The organism is Wolbachia endosymbiont of Drosophila incompta, assembly GCF_001758565.1.
In the GTDB taxonomy this organism is placed as follows: domain Bacteria; phylum Pseudomonadota; class Alphaproteobacteria; order Rickettsiales; family Anaplasmataceae; genus Wolbachia; species Wolbachia pipientis.
Window position 1 is genome coordinate 598,958 of sequence record NZ_CP011148.1, and the last position, 15,523, is coordinate 614,480.

Consider the following 15,523-nt stretch of genomic DNA (forward strand, 5'->3'; position numbering starts at 1 on the left):
GTTGATTTTTGGTACCCATATTTTTTTGATCAGTACTCAAATAATCGGGAAAATTACAAAATTAAGTCATTACCTATTTCAGCAGGAGATGCAATAGTTTTTGATTCACGGTTATGGCATGGTAGTGATAAGAATACAGATGCTAAAGATAGATTTGCTTATGTAACAAGGTGGATTATAAAAGATCAAGATCTTCCCTATGTGCCAAAACCTCAGCCTTCAGTTTTTGGTATACTCAATTGTGGTGAGTTAACAGAATCTGTACTGAGAGAATGCTTGTCATTGTTTGGCTACCAGGAAAGTGTAAAAGCAAAAAACATGGAAGAACTTATCAAGAGCTGGTTAGCCTTTATTACAGACACAACTACAAATATTTCTGAGATCGACACTACTGAGGCTAAGCGAGATTTATATAAGCTACTTATTCTGAATCGAGCATCAGCACTACATGATGCTGGAGACATCTCAGGAAAAATATACAAAAATTTATGGTTTTCACTACTTGTATTTCTCAATAAAAAAGTCAACGTAGTGGAGCTAGCATTATAAATGAACAGAAGTAGAGTTGATAGCTTCAAATGTGTATTGATGTTCATCTTGAATATAGTATCTAAATTCAAGCTTAATGTACTTATAATGTCTTTAGTTGCTCTGGTGGTAGCTGTTGATTTGTCTTTTAGAAAGTATTTAGTAAAAAATATTCTAGATACAGCTGTAAAATATCAGGAAGGTAATGTAATTGAAAATCTTTTATTACCTGTAAGCGCTTATCTTGGTATGGCATTACTTATCACTACTGCTTTTAGATTCTATGGCTATTTTGTTGACATTCGAATGTTTACCTTAATGCGTCAAAAGATAGCTGATATGTCTTTTTGTAGGCTACTCCAGCAAGACCATTCCTATTATCAGAACAATTTATCTGGAAGCTTAGTACATAAGGTCAGTAACTTAATGGATAGTGTGATAGAGTTAATAAGATTGCTTATAGATTGTTTTTTCAGTTACAGCATAGCATTAGTCTTAGCGATTTATACCTTATCATTAGTAAACATAAAATTTGCAATCGCTACATTCACTTGGGTAAGCATTTTTATTTTAGTATCGATTTTCAGCTTTCGTGTACTTACTGAACTAGCTGATAATTACTCTAAACAAAATTCACAAGTAATAGCTAGTATAGCAGATAGTATTTTAAATGTTATATCAGTAAGGTTATTTTCTCAGCAAGCACATGAGAGACACAAATTTTTTCAAATATGCAAGAAAAGAACTATTGCAGAGAGAAAATTACAATGGGCATACTTTTGTCTTTGGTTTATATATGGCTATTCATTCGATATACTCCAAGCAGTAAACTTGTATTTTTTAATTCATGATTATCAATTGAACAAGGTCGCAATAGGAGATATTGCTCTTGTACTTGGAATTAATATATCGATTATAGAGTTTCTTAACCATCTAACTAGGAATCTTACCCAATTTTCTACTCATTTCGGCAAAGTTTCAGATGCATTGCCAATCTTGAATACTGTACCAGAAATTCAAGATAAGGAAAATGCTAAAGAATTAAATTTATTAAGTGGAAGAATAACGTTTAATAATGTTTCTTTTTCTTATGAAGGTCAGGAGTCATTATTTCAAGATTTCTCAGTTACCATTAATCCTTGCGAAAAGGTAGGCCTAGTTGGTTATTCTGGAGGTGGTAAATCTACTTTTATAAACTTAATCCTAAGGCTATTTGATGTTAAAAAAGGTAATATACAGATTGATAATCAAATAGTATCAGAAGTTACACAGAGTTCTTTGAGGCAACAAATATCTGTAATACCTCAAGACCCATTGTTATTTCATGATACTATTTTAGCAAACATCATATATGGTAAACTTCAATCTACTATAGAAGAAATAATGAGAGCTGCAAAACTGGCTGGTATTCACGATTTCATTATGGCGCTACCAGATCAATATGAAACTACAGTCGGAGAAAAAGGCATCAAGCTATCTGGAGGAGAAAGACAAAGAATAATAATAGCAAGGGCATTTTTAAAAAACGCTCCAATATTATTTCTCGATGAACCAACTAGTCAGTTAGATTCTATAACAGAAAAAACAATTCAAATGAGTTTATTCAAATTGATGAAAAATAAAACTACGATTACTATAGCACACCGTATTTCTACACTTTTACATATGGACCGAATTCTAGTATTTAACAAAGGAAAAATTGTCCAAGATGGTAAACACGCTGAACTAGTTTCTAAGCACGGTCTTTATAAAGAACTTTGGAATGCTCAAATTGGTTGTTTGAATGGCAAGAAATAAGATGGAAAAAATTATTGATCTGAGAAGTGACACTACAACTCTGCAGAGCTCCAACGTTATACATGCAATAAGTAATGCAACTGTTGGAGATTTTGCTTATGGTGAAGACAAAAGCTGTAATGACTTATCAGAATATTGCAAACAATTATTCAAAGTAGAAGAAGCATTATTTGTAACCAGCGGTATGCTTGCAAATAGATTAGCCATTGCCAGTCAAACAAGTCCTGGTGATGAACTAATAACTCATTATAATTATCACGTTAATTTTTTCGATAGCGCAGGCAATGCAAAAGTAAATAATATCGTATTTAATTGCATTAGAAATAACAGCGGAATCTTAGATGTTGCTGAAGTAGAATATGCTATTAATTCTAAGCCGAGGTATAAAATTTTTGCTCAGGTGAGTCTTGTTTCTATAGAAAATAGTATAAACGGGTTTAATGGTAAAATTTATCCTTTTGAAAAACAAGTCGAGTTATATCACTTTTTAAAAGCTCACAATGTAAATCTTCATTTAGACGGTGCAAGAATATTTAATGCCCATATCGAAACAAATATTGCTTTAGCAGATTATGCTAAATATGTGGATACAATGAGCTTTTCTTTTACTAAAGGACTTGGCGCTCCTTTTGGTTCAATGCTTATGGGTAAAAGAGAGATAATTGAAAGGGCTAAAAAGCTACAGGTTTGGCTAGGTAGTGGTTATCATCAGATAGGGTATTGTGCTAATGCAGCAAAATATGTACTACAGAATAATATCTCTAGGCTTAAAGAAGATAATAAGCTTGCTAAATTATTTGCAGATAAGATTAAAGAAATTCCACATGTAAAGCTGATACTACCTTATCCAGAAACTAACATAGTAAGCTTTAGTATAAAAGAACTAAATGTGACTAATGAGTTTTTTTTGAGTAAATGCCAAGCCTATGGTTTATTGCTTTTTCCTTGGCTCGAGTCTCATATAAGAGCAGTTACTCACCTTGGCATAAAGGAAACAGATATCATGAAAGCTGCTGAAATTATAAAGGAGGTTGTGTTAAATTTAATATGAGAATAAAAATAGATTTCTTTAGCGATTCAAACACTGACCCTTCAGCTAAAATGAGGGAAGCGATGGCTAAAGCAAAAGTTGGAAACGAAGCTGCATGTGAAGATCCAACTGTGAACGAATTAGTGGCAACCGCATGTAAAATATTAGGTAAACCTGCAGGAATCTTTTTGATTTCAGGAACGATGTCCAATGTAATTGCTTATAAAGTACACATTCAAAGACCTGGTGATTACTTGCTGCTTGATGAAACTTCACATCCGCTCATAGTACAATCTGGCTTGATCGCAGCCCAGGCACATGCTACTCCTTTGCCCATCAAAGGTACGAGAGGAATATTTACTGGAGAACAAATTGTTGAGTTTATTACTCGTCCTAGTTTAAGAAATATTCCGAGAGTTGGGCTTGTTTCTATCGAACAAACGACAAATTTTGGTGGTGGAGCTGTGTGGCCTTTAGAATATATTCAAGAGATCTCAAGTCTCTGTAAAGAGAATGACGTATTCACTCATTTAGATGGAGCAAGACTGTTCAACGCTTGTGCTCATACTAAAATATCTCCAAAGGAGTATGCAAGTTATTTTGATTCGGTATTCATTGATTTTAGTAAAGGATTAGGTGCTCCAATGGGCGCAATATTGCTTGGAAGTGAAGAGTTTATTGAAAAAGCTTGGTACTATAAGTTTCAAATTGGCGGAGGTATGCACCAAGCTGGCATTATTTCAGCTGCATGTTTATATGCTCTACGTAATAATGTAAATTGTTTAGAGGAAGATCATAAAAAGATGCAGCACCTTATAGAAGGCCTAGACTCCATAGATCAAGTTATAATTGATATCGACCTATACAAAACTAATATAGCGTATTTTTCATTACGTACTAATTGTATATCTACTCAAGAATTAATAAACGTACTAATGAAAAATTATGGAATTAGAATGGCTAACATCAAAGGTAAAATCAGAGCTATAACACATAGAGATATAAGCTATGAAGATATTAATACTACTGTATCTGCTATAAGAAAGATACTAAGTAATTTTCTGCACTAATTGTTTACAAACTGCTTGTCAAACAATATTATACCAATATAGTATTATGCTGGCATCTACATAGAGCTATTTGGGAATAGGTGTGAACTTTGTCTTCTTTCAATATTTACTATTCTTCTGTGGATATATGCTGCTTTATTTATCAAGACAAAGTATACCAATTGCTCTACCACTGTTAATAGATACTGACCATGTAAAATTAAGCTATTTTTTTGCCTGCTTTTCTTTTTTTTATGGAGTATCAAAATTCGTTAATGGAATAGTCATGGACTCCAAAAATAATCCATTATTTATGTTTGGGCTATGCAATATTGCAACTGGATTATTAACCATTGGCATAACTTTATCATATAATAATCTAACTTTATTACTGTTAACATTAATATTATTAGCTTGGACACAAGGGTTAGGTTGGCCAGCTATTACCAAGTTTATGGTTACAAACTCTAGTATCTCTTCAATTGCATCATCATGGGGAGTTATGAGCGCATCTCAGCAACTTGGTTCTTGTATTACTTTAATTGTATTACCAAGTATAATTAAAATATATGATGCAAAAAGTGCATTTTTGTACTCTGGTCTCTTATCCTTACTTTTTGGAATTTATATAATATTAAAAGCATATTACAAAGAAAGTGCCAACTTTACTACCTATTATAAGGTGCATAAATCTCAAATAGGTATCAAGGTAACAAGTTCCATATGGTTTCTATGTTGTGCTACTTTTTGTGCTTATATTATAAAAATGGGAATCTTCTTTTGGTTTCCTATAATTTTAAGGGATAAATTACAAATTTCTCTTGTACAATCCTCACTAATAACAGGTGTATATGATTTAGGTGGAATTCTTGGAACTTTAATAACAGGAAGAATTAGTGATATGTACTTCTTTCAAAATAGAAGCTTGCTGGCATTATTTTACATGTTGGGTATAGCACTCACTTTTATTGCAATGAACTTTGGTCAAAACATAATTCTTATGAACCTTGGTGCAATCTTATCAGGATTCTTTATATTTGGAGTGCAAGTACTGACAGGTGTTATAGCTGTAGAAATTGCTCCACAAAATAATGTATGTGCAATTGTAAGCTTAACAGGATTATTTGGGTATATTGCAAGTTCAATATTTTCATGCGTGCTCTTAGGAGTACTTGTTAAGCACTGTGGTAACAGTATTATGTTTTCATTTTTTTCCATTTGCTCTGTTATTGCACTCGTTTGCTTTTCCATATTATCAAGCAAAGATCTTAAAAAACTAAGTAAAGCGGTGTAAAAAACATTTCTCAACAGTTAAACTTTGTAGATAGATTTTTTACCCAAGGAATAAACATGGTAACCATATCTTAGTAACAGCTCGCTATCTAATAAATTACGGAAATCAAAAACATTAGGTGCAGCCATAATACTCTTTAAACTTGCAAAATCTTGATTTTTAAATTCTTTCCACTCCGTTAATAATAATAAGGCTTCCGCGTCTCTTGCAGCTCCTATAGCGCTGTTCGCGTACTCTATATCCTTTAGAATTTGCCTAGCATTATCCATCCCTACTGGGTCATATGCAGTAATTTTAGCCTTGTTATTCACTAACAATTTTGCAATATCTATAGCTGGGCTATTTCTTACATCATCAGTACCAGACTTAAAAGTTAGCCCCCATATCGCTATTTTTTTATTTTGGACTCCATTTAATACATATTCTACCTTTTTAGCAATGTTTGTTATATGATTATAGTTAGATTCCTTAACTGAATTTAAAATTTGTAGCTTGACATTGTGATCTTCAGCAAGCCTTATTAAAGCTGACAAATCTTTAGGAAAACATGATCCTCCAAATCCTGGACCAGCTTTGAGAAATTCCTTACCTATTCTATGGTCCATTCCCATACTGTTAGCTAAAAGGTCAATGTCTGCTCCTAATAGCTCACATAAACCTGCCATCTCATTGATAAAAGCAACCTTTGTTGCTAGAAAAGCATTAGAAGCATATTTAATCATTTCAGCAGTAACTGTATCAGTGACTATTAACGGAATATTCTTATCTATAAATGATCTATATATAACTTCTAGTTTTGCTCTAGCTAGCTTAGTTTTTACTCCTATTATTATCCTATCTGGGTATAAAAAATCTGATACTGCAGAGCCTTGCTTGAGAAACTCTGGATTAACCCCCAAATCAAAGTTATAGCCCTTATTAGATAAATAATTATATATATTTTCTGCAGTACCAGGAGGAACAGTTGACTTTATCACTATTAAGCAATCTTGATTAACTCTCTCAGAAACTTCACTTACTGCATTATATACATTCTTTAAATTTGCATTTCCTAGAGAGTCTGATGGAGTATCTACAGTTACAAATACTACTTCTGTATTGGGATTTATTTGAGAATACGAATCAAAAAATCTTATCCTTTGTGACTTTATATTATTCTCTAAATAATCTGCTAATTCAGGTTCATATAGAGGAATTTTCCCTGATTTCAAAAGTTCAATCTTCTCAGTATTTATGTCAATGCAATCAACTTTATGGCCCTGCTCCGATAACATTGTACCAGATACTAATCCTACATACCCTACTCCTATAATAGTTATGTGCATTTTATTATCACCTTAATAGTTATGTGCATTTTATTATCACCTTAAAAATATAGCTTAGCATCTAAAATAAATACCATTAACAATTATAAACTTTTGTTGTTACATTATTTTTCTTAATTGCCTTACCTTCCGAATAAGCTATAAATAAGGTTGATGGTATTAATATCAAAGTACCATATAAAGCACTTTTATCAGGTAATTCATTAAATATAACGTATGTTACTATTGCAGAAATTATTAGCTCTATGTATCTATACGGTGCAAGTGCAGTAGCATCAGTAAGAGCAAAAGCTTTTAACATGAAGAACAGAATTAGGTTTGAACTTATTCCTAAAATTAGCAGTAATACTAACTCCAACAAGGAAGGCATATGCCAATAAAATAACAAAGATGGAGTGGAAAAAATTGTTGTTGTTAGAGCTGAGTAAAATAATATACTTATTACTGACTCTTTTATTACAAGTTTCTTATTAAGTATATCTAATATAGCAAAGATCAATGCAGATACAATAAAAATAAGAATTTTAGGATTAAAATCTTCACTATGAGCTTTGGTAGTAATAGCAATACCAACAAAGCCAATAACAGTTACTATCCATCTTTGCCAAATTATATTTTCGTTTAGTAAAGGGATTGCAAGAAGTATAACAAATAATGGTATAGAAAAACTTATAATCGTTGCAGTTACTATGGGGAAAACAGTCAACCCGTAAGTCCATAAGGTCATTCCACAAAATAACAACCCACCCCTGGTTATTTGAGTAGATATTTGACTTGTTTTAAAAGTTTCTATTCCATAGTAAAACATAAAAGGTACAAGGGTAATAGTGGTAAACAGAAAGCGGAAAAAAATTATTTCAAAACTCTGAAGATGTAAACTTAGATATTTTGATATAGTATCATTAGCTACACTACTAAGTAAGCTAAGTATAAACCAGATAACTCCAAGCAAATAAGCTCTTAGTCTGTGATCCATAAAACTCCCAATTTAATATTTTATGAGATAACTTTACTATAAAAAAGATCAATAATAGACAAGGTTTCCTCTATCTACTGTTTAACCATACACTGAGAATTTCATATACCTAGCTATGAGTAGGGTTATGTTAAAGAGGGAATATGCTTGAATTTACTAGTTTCCGGACAACCTCTAACTGATTTTTTTGTAATATATGATAATACTTGCGAATACTATCACATTATCAGGAAAAGTAATCGGGAGTACTGACGGCTGTGCCAACTAGCTTCTCTGCTAGCATTAGCAATATGTGTTTTCAGTGTTAGCTGTGAAGACGTTAAAGAAAGTTATCAAACAAGCAAATTAGCAGCAAAACTTTACGAAAATGCTTCAGTTGAGTCAGCTAAACAAATTTTCAGAATAGATGTATTAAATACGTAACCATCTTTACTTATATCTTAATATAATGTTTCTCAGTACCGTCTTTAACACAATTCAATTTTCACACTCATCAGCAGTTAGGCCACTTGCTCGCACAATAATATCAATTGCAACACCTGCCTTTGCTAGATTTTTCGCAACCCTGATTTTCTCTGCTTTTTTAACTTTTTCCTTGCCGCTTTTCATATCTTCAGATAGAGATTTGACTAACGCATCTAATGATTCCGGTTCTCTGTACTCGTTTATTAAACTCAATAGCTTTTTACTTTCTCTCGTTTCAGGTAGCAAGACTTTAATATTTACTGATAATGCTCCTGCTATTTCATATAATTTATCAAATAGTATGGTAGTATAACCTCTTTCATATTCATGTATTTCCTTGAGTGTTACGCCAACTTTATCCGCTAAATCTTTTTGAGTATACCTTCTTATTAACCTCCATTCTCTTATTCTTTGCCCTATTCTGTAATATATAGAATCAGTGCAGATTTCTCTCTCTGTATTATCATACTCGTAAATAGATAAGCCGGTTGCCTGGGAAATTATGTCAACTGAAACTCCTTCTTTCACTAGATTTTTTGCTATTTCCAACCTTGCCTCTTCTTGATTAATTTTTTCGCTAATATGAACAAACCTGACTAATGAAGGCACTATTTTGCCTAACTTTTGATTCTCATATATTTTCGTTAGATAGAGTATTTCCTCGTCTTCATAGCTGTCTTCCCTTACTATTACTGGTTCGGGTAATAAATCTATAGCATTAACTGACAATACTCTTGCTATTACATATAGTACTTCAATTGGAATAGGAATATACCCATTTTCATAGCTGTTTACTTCTTGGTATGTTAAACCTATTTCACTTGCCAATTCTACTTGAGTATGCCCTCGCATTAACCTGCTATCTTCTATTTTTTGTCCTATTTTGTAGCTTATAGAACTAATATCGCTTACAGAAACAAACATATATACCTTACTTAGAAATAAATTTTCATGCAATTTGATCAACGGATAAACCGATTATTTGCAAAATAATATCAATAGAAATTCCCCCTTTTACTAAATCCTTTGCAACTTTAATCCTTTCTATCTCTCTCACTTTCTCCTCACAAATCCGTATCCCTTCAAACAAAGACTTTATTAGTGCATGCCGTAGTTCTTGGCTCTCAATTTCTTTGTATTCTTTAATCAAATCAGGTAGCTCATTTTTCACTTTACTCCCTTCCTCTATTAGTAGATCCGTAATATTAATCGATAATGCTTCTGCCATTTCATATAATTTATCAAGTGGAACAGCAGTCCTTCCTTGCTCATAGTTGCTTATTTCGTCACGTGTTGTACTCATTTTTTCTACTAAATCTTTTTGAGTATACTCTCTCACTAGCCTCCATTCTTTTATCTTCTTTCCTATTTGGCAGTAAATAGAACCTCCTTTTTCTTCAACGCATTCATCAGCAGAGAGGCCAATTGTTTTTGCAACAATATCAACAGAAACTCCTGCTTTAACCAAACCTTTTGCAATCTTTATTTTCTCTGCTTTTTTACTACTTTTTTCACTAACTTGGACAAAATTGGTTAGTAAACAAAACATCTTACGTAACTCCTGGTCATTAATCTTTTTATATTCTCTTACTAGATTTAAGATTTCTTCTCCCTCATCTTCAAGACAGCTTTTTGATATAGGAATTAGATCCGTAATACTGATTGATAGTGCCTCAGTTATAGCATATAACCTTTCAATTGAAATTCTACGATTCCCTTTTTCATATTGAAGTATTACCCAGTACTTTACACCAAGTTTCTCTGCTAAATCTTTCTGAGTATACCCTCTCTCTAACCTCCAACTTTTTAATTTTTCTCCCACTTTATAATCTAGACTTTTTTCCACAAAAAGAACCATACATATAATATTTTATACTATAGCTCAAAGGCTCCAGATATAATAGCCAGACTCTGGAACCTTTAAATTGATGAATTAAAGTGCCCTACAAGTTTCTTTACTATTTTCACGTACTTTGTCTGCCCATGAAAACAATTTTTCACTTACTTCCTTCTGCTTTTCACTCCATATGCCGCACCTAGTGAAATTACCTCTTTCTACCACTTTCTTAAGTTTCACTCCCCCAAAAAGGCAATTTTTTCCAATTTCTTCTCCTCTTTTTTGTAATTCAGCCCACATTTCATTATCCGCTACTTTTACTTGTACCTGACTGCAGTTTTTTACGTCCTGGTACAATACAATATTTAGCTTACCAAGGCTTGTAGGAAATTCTAACACAACGGAGCTACCATCTGATACATCAACGTAATTTCTTGCACCTCCTTCCTCCCTTCTGATCTCAACTGCATTATTACCCATTTTTAAAATGTTACTCCCTAACTCTCTCAGTATTTTGGCTACCTCTACCTTGCTATTCCCAGAAAACTCTATGTACGATGTTGTATTATCTATCTCAACATCTATTAATTCTCCTTCTTGCACAGCACTTTCGCCAGCTTTCTCTAGTTCTTCTAGTCTCTCATCTATCTGTGGCTGAACTTCTGGTTGTAGCTCATTATAGATTTCACTTATCAGTTTATTCTGTAGTAGAGTATCATGAAACTCTGCACCACTTAGCATTAGCTTACGCATTATCTTTTTTCGATCACTTTTTTCTAATCTGTGAAAGTGTGTGCCCAATATCATGTATTCTGCGAAGCTCCACTCCCCATCATTACATGCATTTACTCTTGCTCCAGAGGCTAATACTTGGTCTATAGTTTTGTGCAATTCATTTATGTTCTTTGCCTCTACCACAGCACTCTTAAACCAGCTCAACTTTTCACTTTCGCTTGCACTTGGCTTTATTTTTTGCAAAGATGAAGCAAATGGGTTTAACATTTCCGGATAATCTGCTTGATCACTCACAGGTTTTGTGCCATAAACATAGTCAAGGCTTTTCCCGTAGTTGATTTTGTTTTCGCGAATGTTTCTGCTAGGGGAGGCCTCCCGGTTTATCTCCTTCTGGTTATTAATTTTACTCACAAATTTAGACTGCTTTATATCAACGCCTTCAAGAGCACCAAATATTTTCTTGTGATTAACATTAGTCTTTTTATTCCGATCTTTACTAGTCATATAAACCTCATATTAAAAATACTTTTTAAGCGTACAATAAACTTTATACATCTTACTACTCATTATAAATTATAATGAGTAGATTTACAAATACTTTCTACTATAACAATCCATTTTCTCGAAAGCTGAAATAGCCTCCACTTGTGATGATAATATGGTCAAACAATTTTACGCTTACAGTACTACATGCTGCTGCTAAGCTCTTCGTTACTGCTTGATCTTCTTCTGATGGCTCTAAGCTCCCTCCAGGATGGTTATGTGACATTATTATTGATGTTGCATTTTTCATTAATGCCTTTCTTGTAATTTCCTTTATGTATACTGGTGCTTTTTCCATTTCACCAATATAGGATTCTTCTCCAATTAGTTGACGCCTTTTATTCAAGTACAGTATTTTTACACATTCCCTTTCTGAGTGGCCTATACTTACGTTCAAGTACTCTACTAGCCCTTGTAAGTCCATTATTGGCTCTCCCTTGAGCTTTTCTCTCAGTACCCTTTCTAGTGTTTCCTTAACACACATAATCATTGCTACTGCAGAATCAGTTACTCCTTCTATAACTTTCAGATCATCCATTTCTCTACCTAAAATCCTTCCTACTCCTGCATAAGTATGCACCAGATTTTTAGCAATTTCTTGAGCTTGTGGCCTTTCATGTACTGCACTTAGAAATGTTTCCATTATTTCACGATCAAGTAGAGCTTTGCCTTTGCTTTCTAATATTCTGAATTCGATTTCTTCTTTACTTTTATTCATATAATTTACCTTTCACTAACAACAAACTTTTTTTAGATATTTACTGCTGTTTTTTATCAGCATTGGCATAAAGCCATAGCTTTCGAGTGAAGTCAAATCAATTTCTCAATCTTTTTTACTTATTTTTTCATCTAAGAGTAAAGATATTAATATATACTGATTTTTTATTTTAAATCTGTTGAATTTCGCCTAAAGAGAGGCCTGTTATTTGCAAAATAATATCGGTAGAAATTCCTCCTTTCACTAAATCCTTTGCAATTTTCATCTTTTCTGCTCTTTTCACTTTTTCTTCGCAAATTTGTATGCTTTCAAACAGAGATTTTATTAGCGCATAGCGTAATTCTTGACTCTCAATTTTTTTGTATTCTTTTATTAAATCAGGTAGCTCACTTTCTACTATCTCATCTTCCTCTATGAGCAGATCTGTAATGCTAATTGATAATGTTTCTGCTATTGCATATAATTTTTCCAGTGGAATGGCCACACGTCCTTGCTCATAGTTGCTTATTTCATCACGTGTTGTATTCATTTTCTCTGCTAAATCCTTTTGAGTATACTCTCTCACTAGCCTCCATTCTTTTATCTTTTTTCCTATTTGGTAGTAGATAGAACCTGTTTTTTCTTCAACACACTCATTAGCAGAGAGGCCAATTGCTTGTGAAACAATATCAACAGAAATTCCTGCTTTAACCATACCCTTTGCAATTTTTACCTTCTCTGCTTTTTTACTACTTTTCTCACCAACTCGGGTAAATTTTGTTAGCAAGTAAAACACCTTGCGCAACTCTTGATCATTAATCGTTTTATATTTTCTTACTAGATTTAATATCTCCTCTTCTTCGTTTTTAAGGCAAATTTTTTCACTTGATACAGGAATAAGATCTATGATGCCAACCGATAACACTTCTGCTATAGCATACAATTTCTCAATCGAAATTTTACGTGTTCCTTTTTCATATTGTAGTACTACTTGATACGTTACGCCAATTTTTCCCGCTAAATCTTTTTGAGTATAACCTCGCTTTAACCTCCAGCTCCTTACTTTTTGTGCTATTTTGTACCTTATCGAGATATTTGCCATAAATATTATACAGGTTAATACTACCAAATAAAGATATACAAAAGGGATGCTTCTTTCTATGTTTGAATTTAGTTGAATATTTCTTCACAATTGTGTATAATTATTAATGCTTTTTAAGTGGATTTCCTATGGCTCTTTCGAAGTTTCTCGATCCCAAGAATGATATATCGTTCAAGCGCATCTTTGGTACTGAAAAAAATAAAGATATCCTTATTCACTTTCTTAATGATATTCTCGGCTTTGCTGGAACAAATGCAATACAGGATATAGAGTTTTTAAGTACTATTCAAGATCCTGATATTGCTTCTAAAAAACAAAGCATTGTTGATGTTCTTTGTAGAGATAAAAATGGGCTGCAAGTGATAGTCGAAATGCAGGTCGCTAAAACTAAGGGCTTTGAAAAACGTGCTCAATACTATGCTGCTAAAGCCTATTCAAGACAGGCTGACAAAGGCGATCAATATCATGATCTTAAGGAAATTATCTTTATTGCTATAGCAGACTGTATTTTATTTCCTGATAAGTCTGAGTATAAGTCAAAGCATACCATTCGCGATGAAGATACTAATGAACATGATCTAAAAGATTTTTACTTTATATTTATTGAGTTGCCTAAATTTCCAAAAACCAAAGAAGATCAGCTTTCAAGTATTGTTGAGAAATGGGTCTACTTCTTTAAATATGCAGATGAGACTAGTGAAGAAGAGCTGGAAAAAATAATAGGTAGTGATCTAATAATTAAAAAGGCCTATGAAGAACTAAATAGGTTCAACTGGTCAGAAAAAGAATTTATTGCCTATGAACAGGAAATAAAACGTATTCTTGATGAACAGGCTGTCCTTGCTCAAAAACTTGATGATGCTACTGCAAAAGGCATCCTCATCGGACATGAAAAAGGCAGAAAAGAGAGGGAAATTGAAGTTGCAAAGAATCTACTTAAAGCAGGAGTTTCTATTGATATCATAGCTCAAACTACTGGTCTTACAGCTAATGAAATTAAAGACTTAAGCTCTTTGGATGTTTAGATGAACATCTTTGTACTAGATGAAAACCCAGAGATTGCGGCAAAAATGTTATGTGATAAGCATATAGTAAAAATGCTATTAGAAACTGCTCAGTTACTGAGTAATGTTTTTTCAATAGCATTAAAAGTGCCAAATCCTTTAGTCAGCATCACAGACCAGAATATAGAAGTTCCATATAAACTTACTCACAAAAACCACCCTTGTTCTCTATGGGCTAGACAATCCAAAGGGAACTTTTTCTGGTTAATAAAATACGGAAGGGAACTGTGCAAAGAGTATACTTGGCGATATAAAAGAAAACATAGATCAGAAGAAGTTATAGATTGGTGTGATAGTAATAAGAATTTGCTTGTTTTTCAATCAACCGATATAAAGCCTTTTGTACAGGCGTTACCAGATCAATATAAGTCTAGTCATTCAGTAAAAGCTTACAGAGAGTACTACCTAAAAGAAAAGATGAGGTTTGCTAAGTGGGAAAAGGGTAGAGAAGTACCGGATTGGTTGCTAAGCAGAATCGTACGTCTGAAAAGCCGCAAATAAAAAGAACGCCTTAATTAGTAGAGAGGAAGGTGCATAAAAACTAAAACATCTTCTCACTTTAACTCTTAATTAGATTTGAGGTAAATCATTAAAATCTCCACTCTTTTAACTGAGTCTGATAAAATTTAAAAACGGCAGTTTATTGAATACTTTACATGATTAAACCATTAAAACTCTTCAATTTTACTGAATTGATGGTAATTTCAAGGTATTTGCTGCTCAAATTTAGATACATGCTAATTTCTCTATTATAAATACTTAAATTATAAACTATTTACTCTTTAATTTTGGTTATTAGTACTGCGATCCAGAGGTATTCCAACATCACTCACTTCAGAAGAGCAAAGTACTCTGATAATCTGGAATTTCAAAGTAAGGTCTCGATATTACTTCTTTTATAACCTAACGAAAATCTGAGTTCAGAACATAAAACCAGTCCCTTAATATAACTACTTTGCTGTTCCCTTACTATCATTTACAAAGAAGCCCTTATATTTTTCTACTAAATCTGGTCTTTTCTTCATCTATATCTCCTTCTACACCTAGAACTCTATTCGCCAATTCCCTATTCTCTAGAGAA

General features: G+C 32.9%; 14 protein-coding genes. 7 read left to right on the forward strand and 7 right to left on the reverse strand.

What is annotated here, in order from left to right; translation table 11 throughout:
- The 5 genes from WG67_RS08360 to WG67_RS02590 form a co-directional block, all read left to right on the forward strand.
- Positions 1-549, forward strand: a 549-nt coding sequence (locus WG67_RS08360; RefSeq protein WP_458694993.1) for a phytanoyl-CoA dioxygenase family protein, incomplete at its 5' end; no start/stop codon positions are given.
- Positions 550-2,325, forward strand: a complete 1,776-nt coding sequence (locus WG67_RS02575) for an ABC transporter ATP-binding protein (RefSeq protein WP_070356864.1) — start codon at positions 550-552, stop codon at positions 2,323-2,325. It begins immediately after the preceding gene.
- 1 nt (position 2,326) lies between these two features.
- A complete protein-coding gene (locus WG67_RS02580; protein ID WP_070357051.1) occupies positions 2,327-3,376 on the forward strand; it encodes a threonine aldolase family protein in 1,050 nt (349 codons plus the stop codon).
- On the forward strand, positions 3,373-4,425 hold the full coding sequence (locus tag WG67_RS02585) for a threonine aldolase family protein (protein ID WP_070356865.1): 1,053 nt from the start codon (positions 3,373-3,375) through the stop codon (positions 4,423-4,425). Before WG67_RS02580 ends, WG67_RS02585 begins: the two co-directional genes overlap by 4 nt.
- A 127-nt stretch (positions 4,426-4,552) precedes the next feature.
- On the forward strand, positions 4,553-5,698 hold the full coding sequence (locus WG67_RS02590) for an MFS transporter (protein ID WP_070356866.1): 1,146 nt from the start codon (positions 4,553-4,555) through the stop codon (positions 5,696-5,698).
- A 17-nt stretch (positions 5,699-5,715) separates the two neighbouring features.
- On the opposite strand, the gene WG67_RS02595 is transcribed toward WG67_RS02590, so the two are convergent.
- The 7 genes from WG67_RS02595 to wmk (WG67_RS02625) form a co-directional block, all read right to left on the reverse strand.
- A complete protein-coding gene (locus WG67_RS02595; RefSeq protein WP_070356867.1) occupies positions 5,716-7,023 on the reverse strand; it encodes a UDP-glucose dehydrogenase family protein in 1,308 nt (435 codons plus the stop codon).
- A 76-nt stretch (positions 7,024-7,099) separates the two neighbouring features.
- On the reverse strand, positions 7,100-7,999 hold the full coding sequence (locus WG67_RS02600) for a DMT family transporter (RefSeq protein ID WP_070356868.1): 900 nt from the start codon (positions 7,997-7,999) through the stop codon (positions 7,100-7,102).
- A 477-nt stretch (positions 8,000-8,476) separates the two neighbouring features.
- Positions 8,477-9,388, reverse strand: coding sequence for a WO male-killing family protein Wmk (gene wmk / locus WG67_RS02605; protein WP_010962716.1), 912 nt, complete (start codon positions 9,386-9,388; stop codon positions 8,477-8,479).
- Between the two features lie 25 nt (positions 9,389-9,413).
- Positions 9,414-10,322 carry a WO male-killing family protein Wmk gene (gene wmk / locus WG67_RS02610; protein ID WP_006280075.1) on the reverse strand — a complete coding sequence of 303 codons (909 nt, stop codon included), beginning with the start codon at positions 10,320-10,322 and terminating at the stop codon, positions 9,414-9,416.
- Between the two features lie 75 nt (positions 10,323-10,397).
- Positions 10,398-11,540: a hypothetical protein gene (locus tag WG67_RS02615; RefSeq protein ID WP_070356869.1), complete on the reverse strand. Its 1,143-nt coding sequence runs from the start codon at positions 11,538-11,540 to the stop codon at positions 10,398-10,400.
- Positions 11,541-11,640: 100 nt separating this feature from the next.
- Complete coding sequence (locus tag WG67_RS02620) at positions 11,641-12,297, reverse strand: JAB domain-containing protein (RefSeq protein ID WP_070356870.1); 657 nt, start codon at positions 12,295-12,297, stop codon at positions 11,641-11,643.
- A 169-nt stretch (positions 12,298-12,466) separates the two neighbouring features.
- The gene (wmk, locus tag WG67_RS02625; protein WP_070356871.1) at positions 12,467-13,378 is read right to left on the reverse strand and encodes a WO male-killing family protein Wmk; all 912 of its coding nucleotides are present in this window, start codon (positions 13,376-13,378) and stop codon (positions 12,467-12,469) included.
- Between the two features lie 128 nt (positions 13,379-13,506).
- Here wmk (WG67_RS02625) and WG67_RS02630 point away from each other — a divergent pair, with 128 nt between their 5' ends.
- Both WG67_RS02630 and WG67_RS02635 read left to right on the forward strand, forming a co-directional pair.
- Complete coding sequence (locus tag WG67_RS02630) at positions 13,507-14,403, forward strand: Rpn family recombination-promoting nuclease/putative transposase (protein WP_010962719.1); 897 nt, start codon at positions 13,507-13,509, stop codon at positions 14,401-14,403.
- Positions 14,404-14,943 (forward strand): pyrimidine dimer DNA glycosylase/endonuclease V, encoded by a 540-nt coding sequence (locus WG67_RS02635; protein WP_010082266.1) that lies wholly within the window; start codon positions 14,404-14,406, stop codon positions 14,941-14,943. It begins immediately after the preceding gene.
- The last annotated feature ends 580 nt before the right edge of the window (positions 14,944-15,523 follow it).

Excerpts from the sequence above, each read along its gene's own strand:
- WG67_RS02615 (WP_070356869.1), bottom strand. The coding sequence starts at position 11,540 with ATGACTAGTAAAGATCGGAATAAAAAGACTAATGTTAATCACAAGAAA.
- WG67_RS02585 (WP_070356865.1), top strand. The coding sequence starts at position 3,373 with ATGAGAATAAAAATAGATTTCTTTAGCGATTCAAACACTGACCCTTCA.
- wmk (WP_010962716.1), bottom strand. The coding sequence starts at position 9,388 with ATGTTTGTTTCTGTAAGCGATATTAGTTCTATAAGCTACAAAATAGGA.
- WG67_RS02580 (WP_070357051.1), top strand. The coding sequence starts at position 2,327 with ATGGAAAAAATTATTGATCTGAGAAGTGACACTACAACTCTGCAGAGC.
- WG67_RS02595 (WP_070356867.1), bottom strand. The coding sequence starts at position 7,023 with ATGCACATAACTATTATAGGAGTAGGGTATGTAGGATTAGTATCTGGT.
- WG67_RS02575 (WP_070356864.1), top strand. The coding sequence starts at position 550 with ATGAACAGAAGTAGAGTTGATAGCTTCAAATGTGTATTGATGTTCATC.
- wmk (WP_070356871.1), bottom strand. The coding sequence starts at position 13,378 with ATGGCAAATATCTCGATAAGGTACAAAATAGCACAAAAAGTAAGGAGC.
- WG67_RS02590 (WP_070356866.1), top strand. The coding sequence starts at position 4,553 with ATGCTGCTTTATTTATCAAGACAAAGTATACCAATTGCTCTACCACTG.
- WG67_RS02600 (WP_070356868.1), bottom strand. The coding sequence starts at position 7,999 with ATGGATCACAGACTAAGAGCTTATTTGCTTGGAGTTATCTGGTTTATA.
- wmk (WP_006280075.1), bottom strand. The coding sequence starts at position 10,322 with ATGGTTCTTTTTGTGGAAAAAAGTCTAGATTATAAAGTGGGAGAAAAA.
- WG67_RS02630 (WP_010962719.1), top strand. The coding sequence starts at position 13,507 with ATGGCTCTTTCGAAGTTTCTCGATCCCAAGAATGATATATCGTTCAAG.
- WG67_RS02635 (WP_010082266.1), top strand. The coding sequence starts at position 14,404 with ATGAACATCTTTGTACTAGATGAAAACCCAGAGATTGCGGCAAAAATG.
- WG67_RS02620 (WP_070356870.1), bottom strand. The coding sequence starts at position 12,297 with ATGAATAAAAGTAAAGAAGAAATCGAATTCAGAATATTAGAAAGCAAA.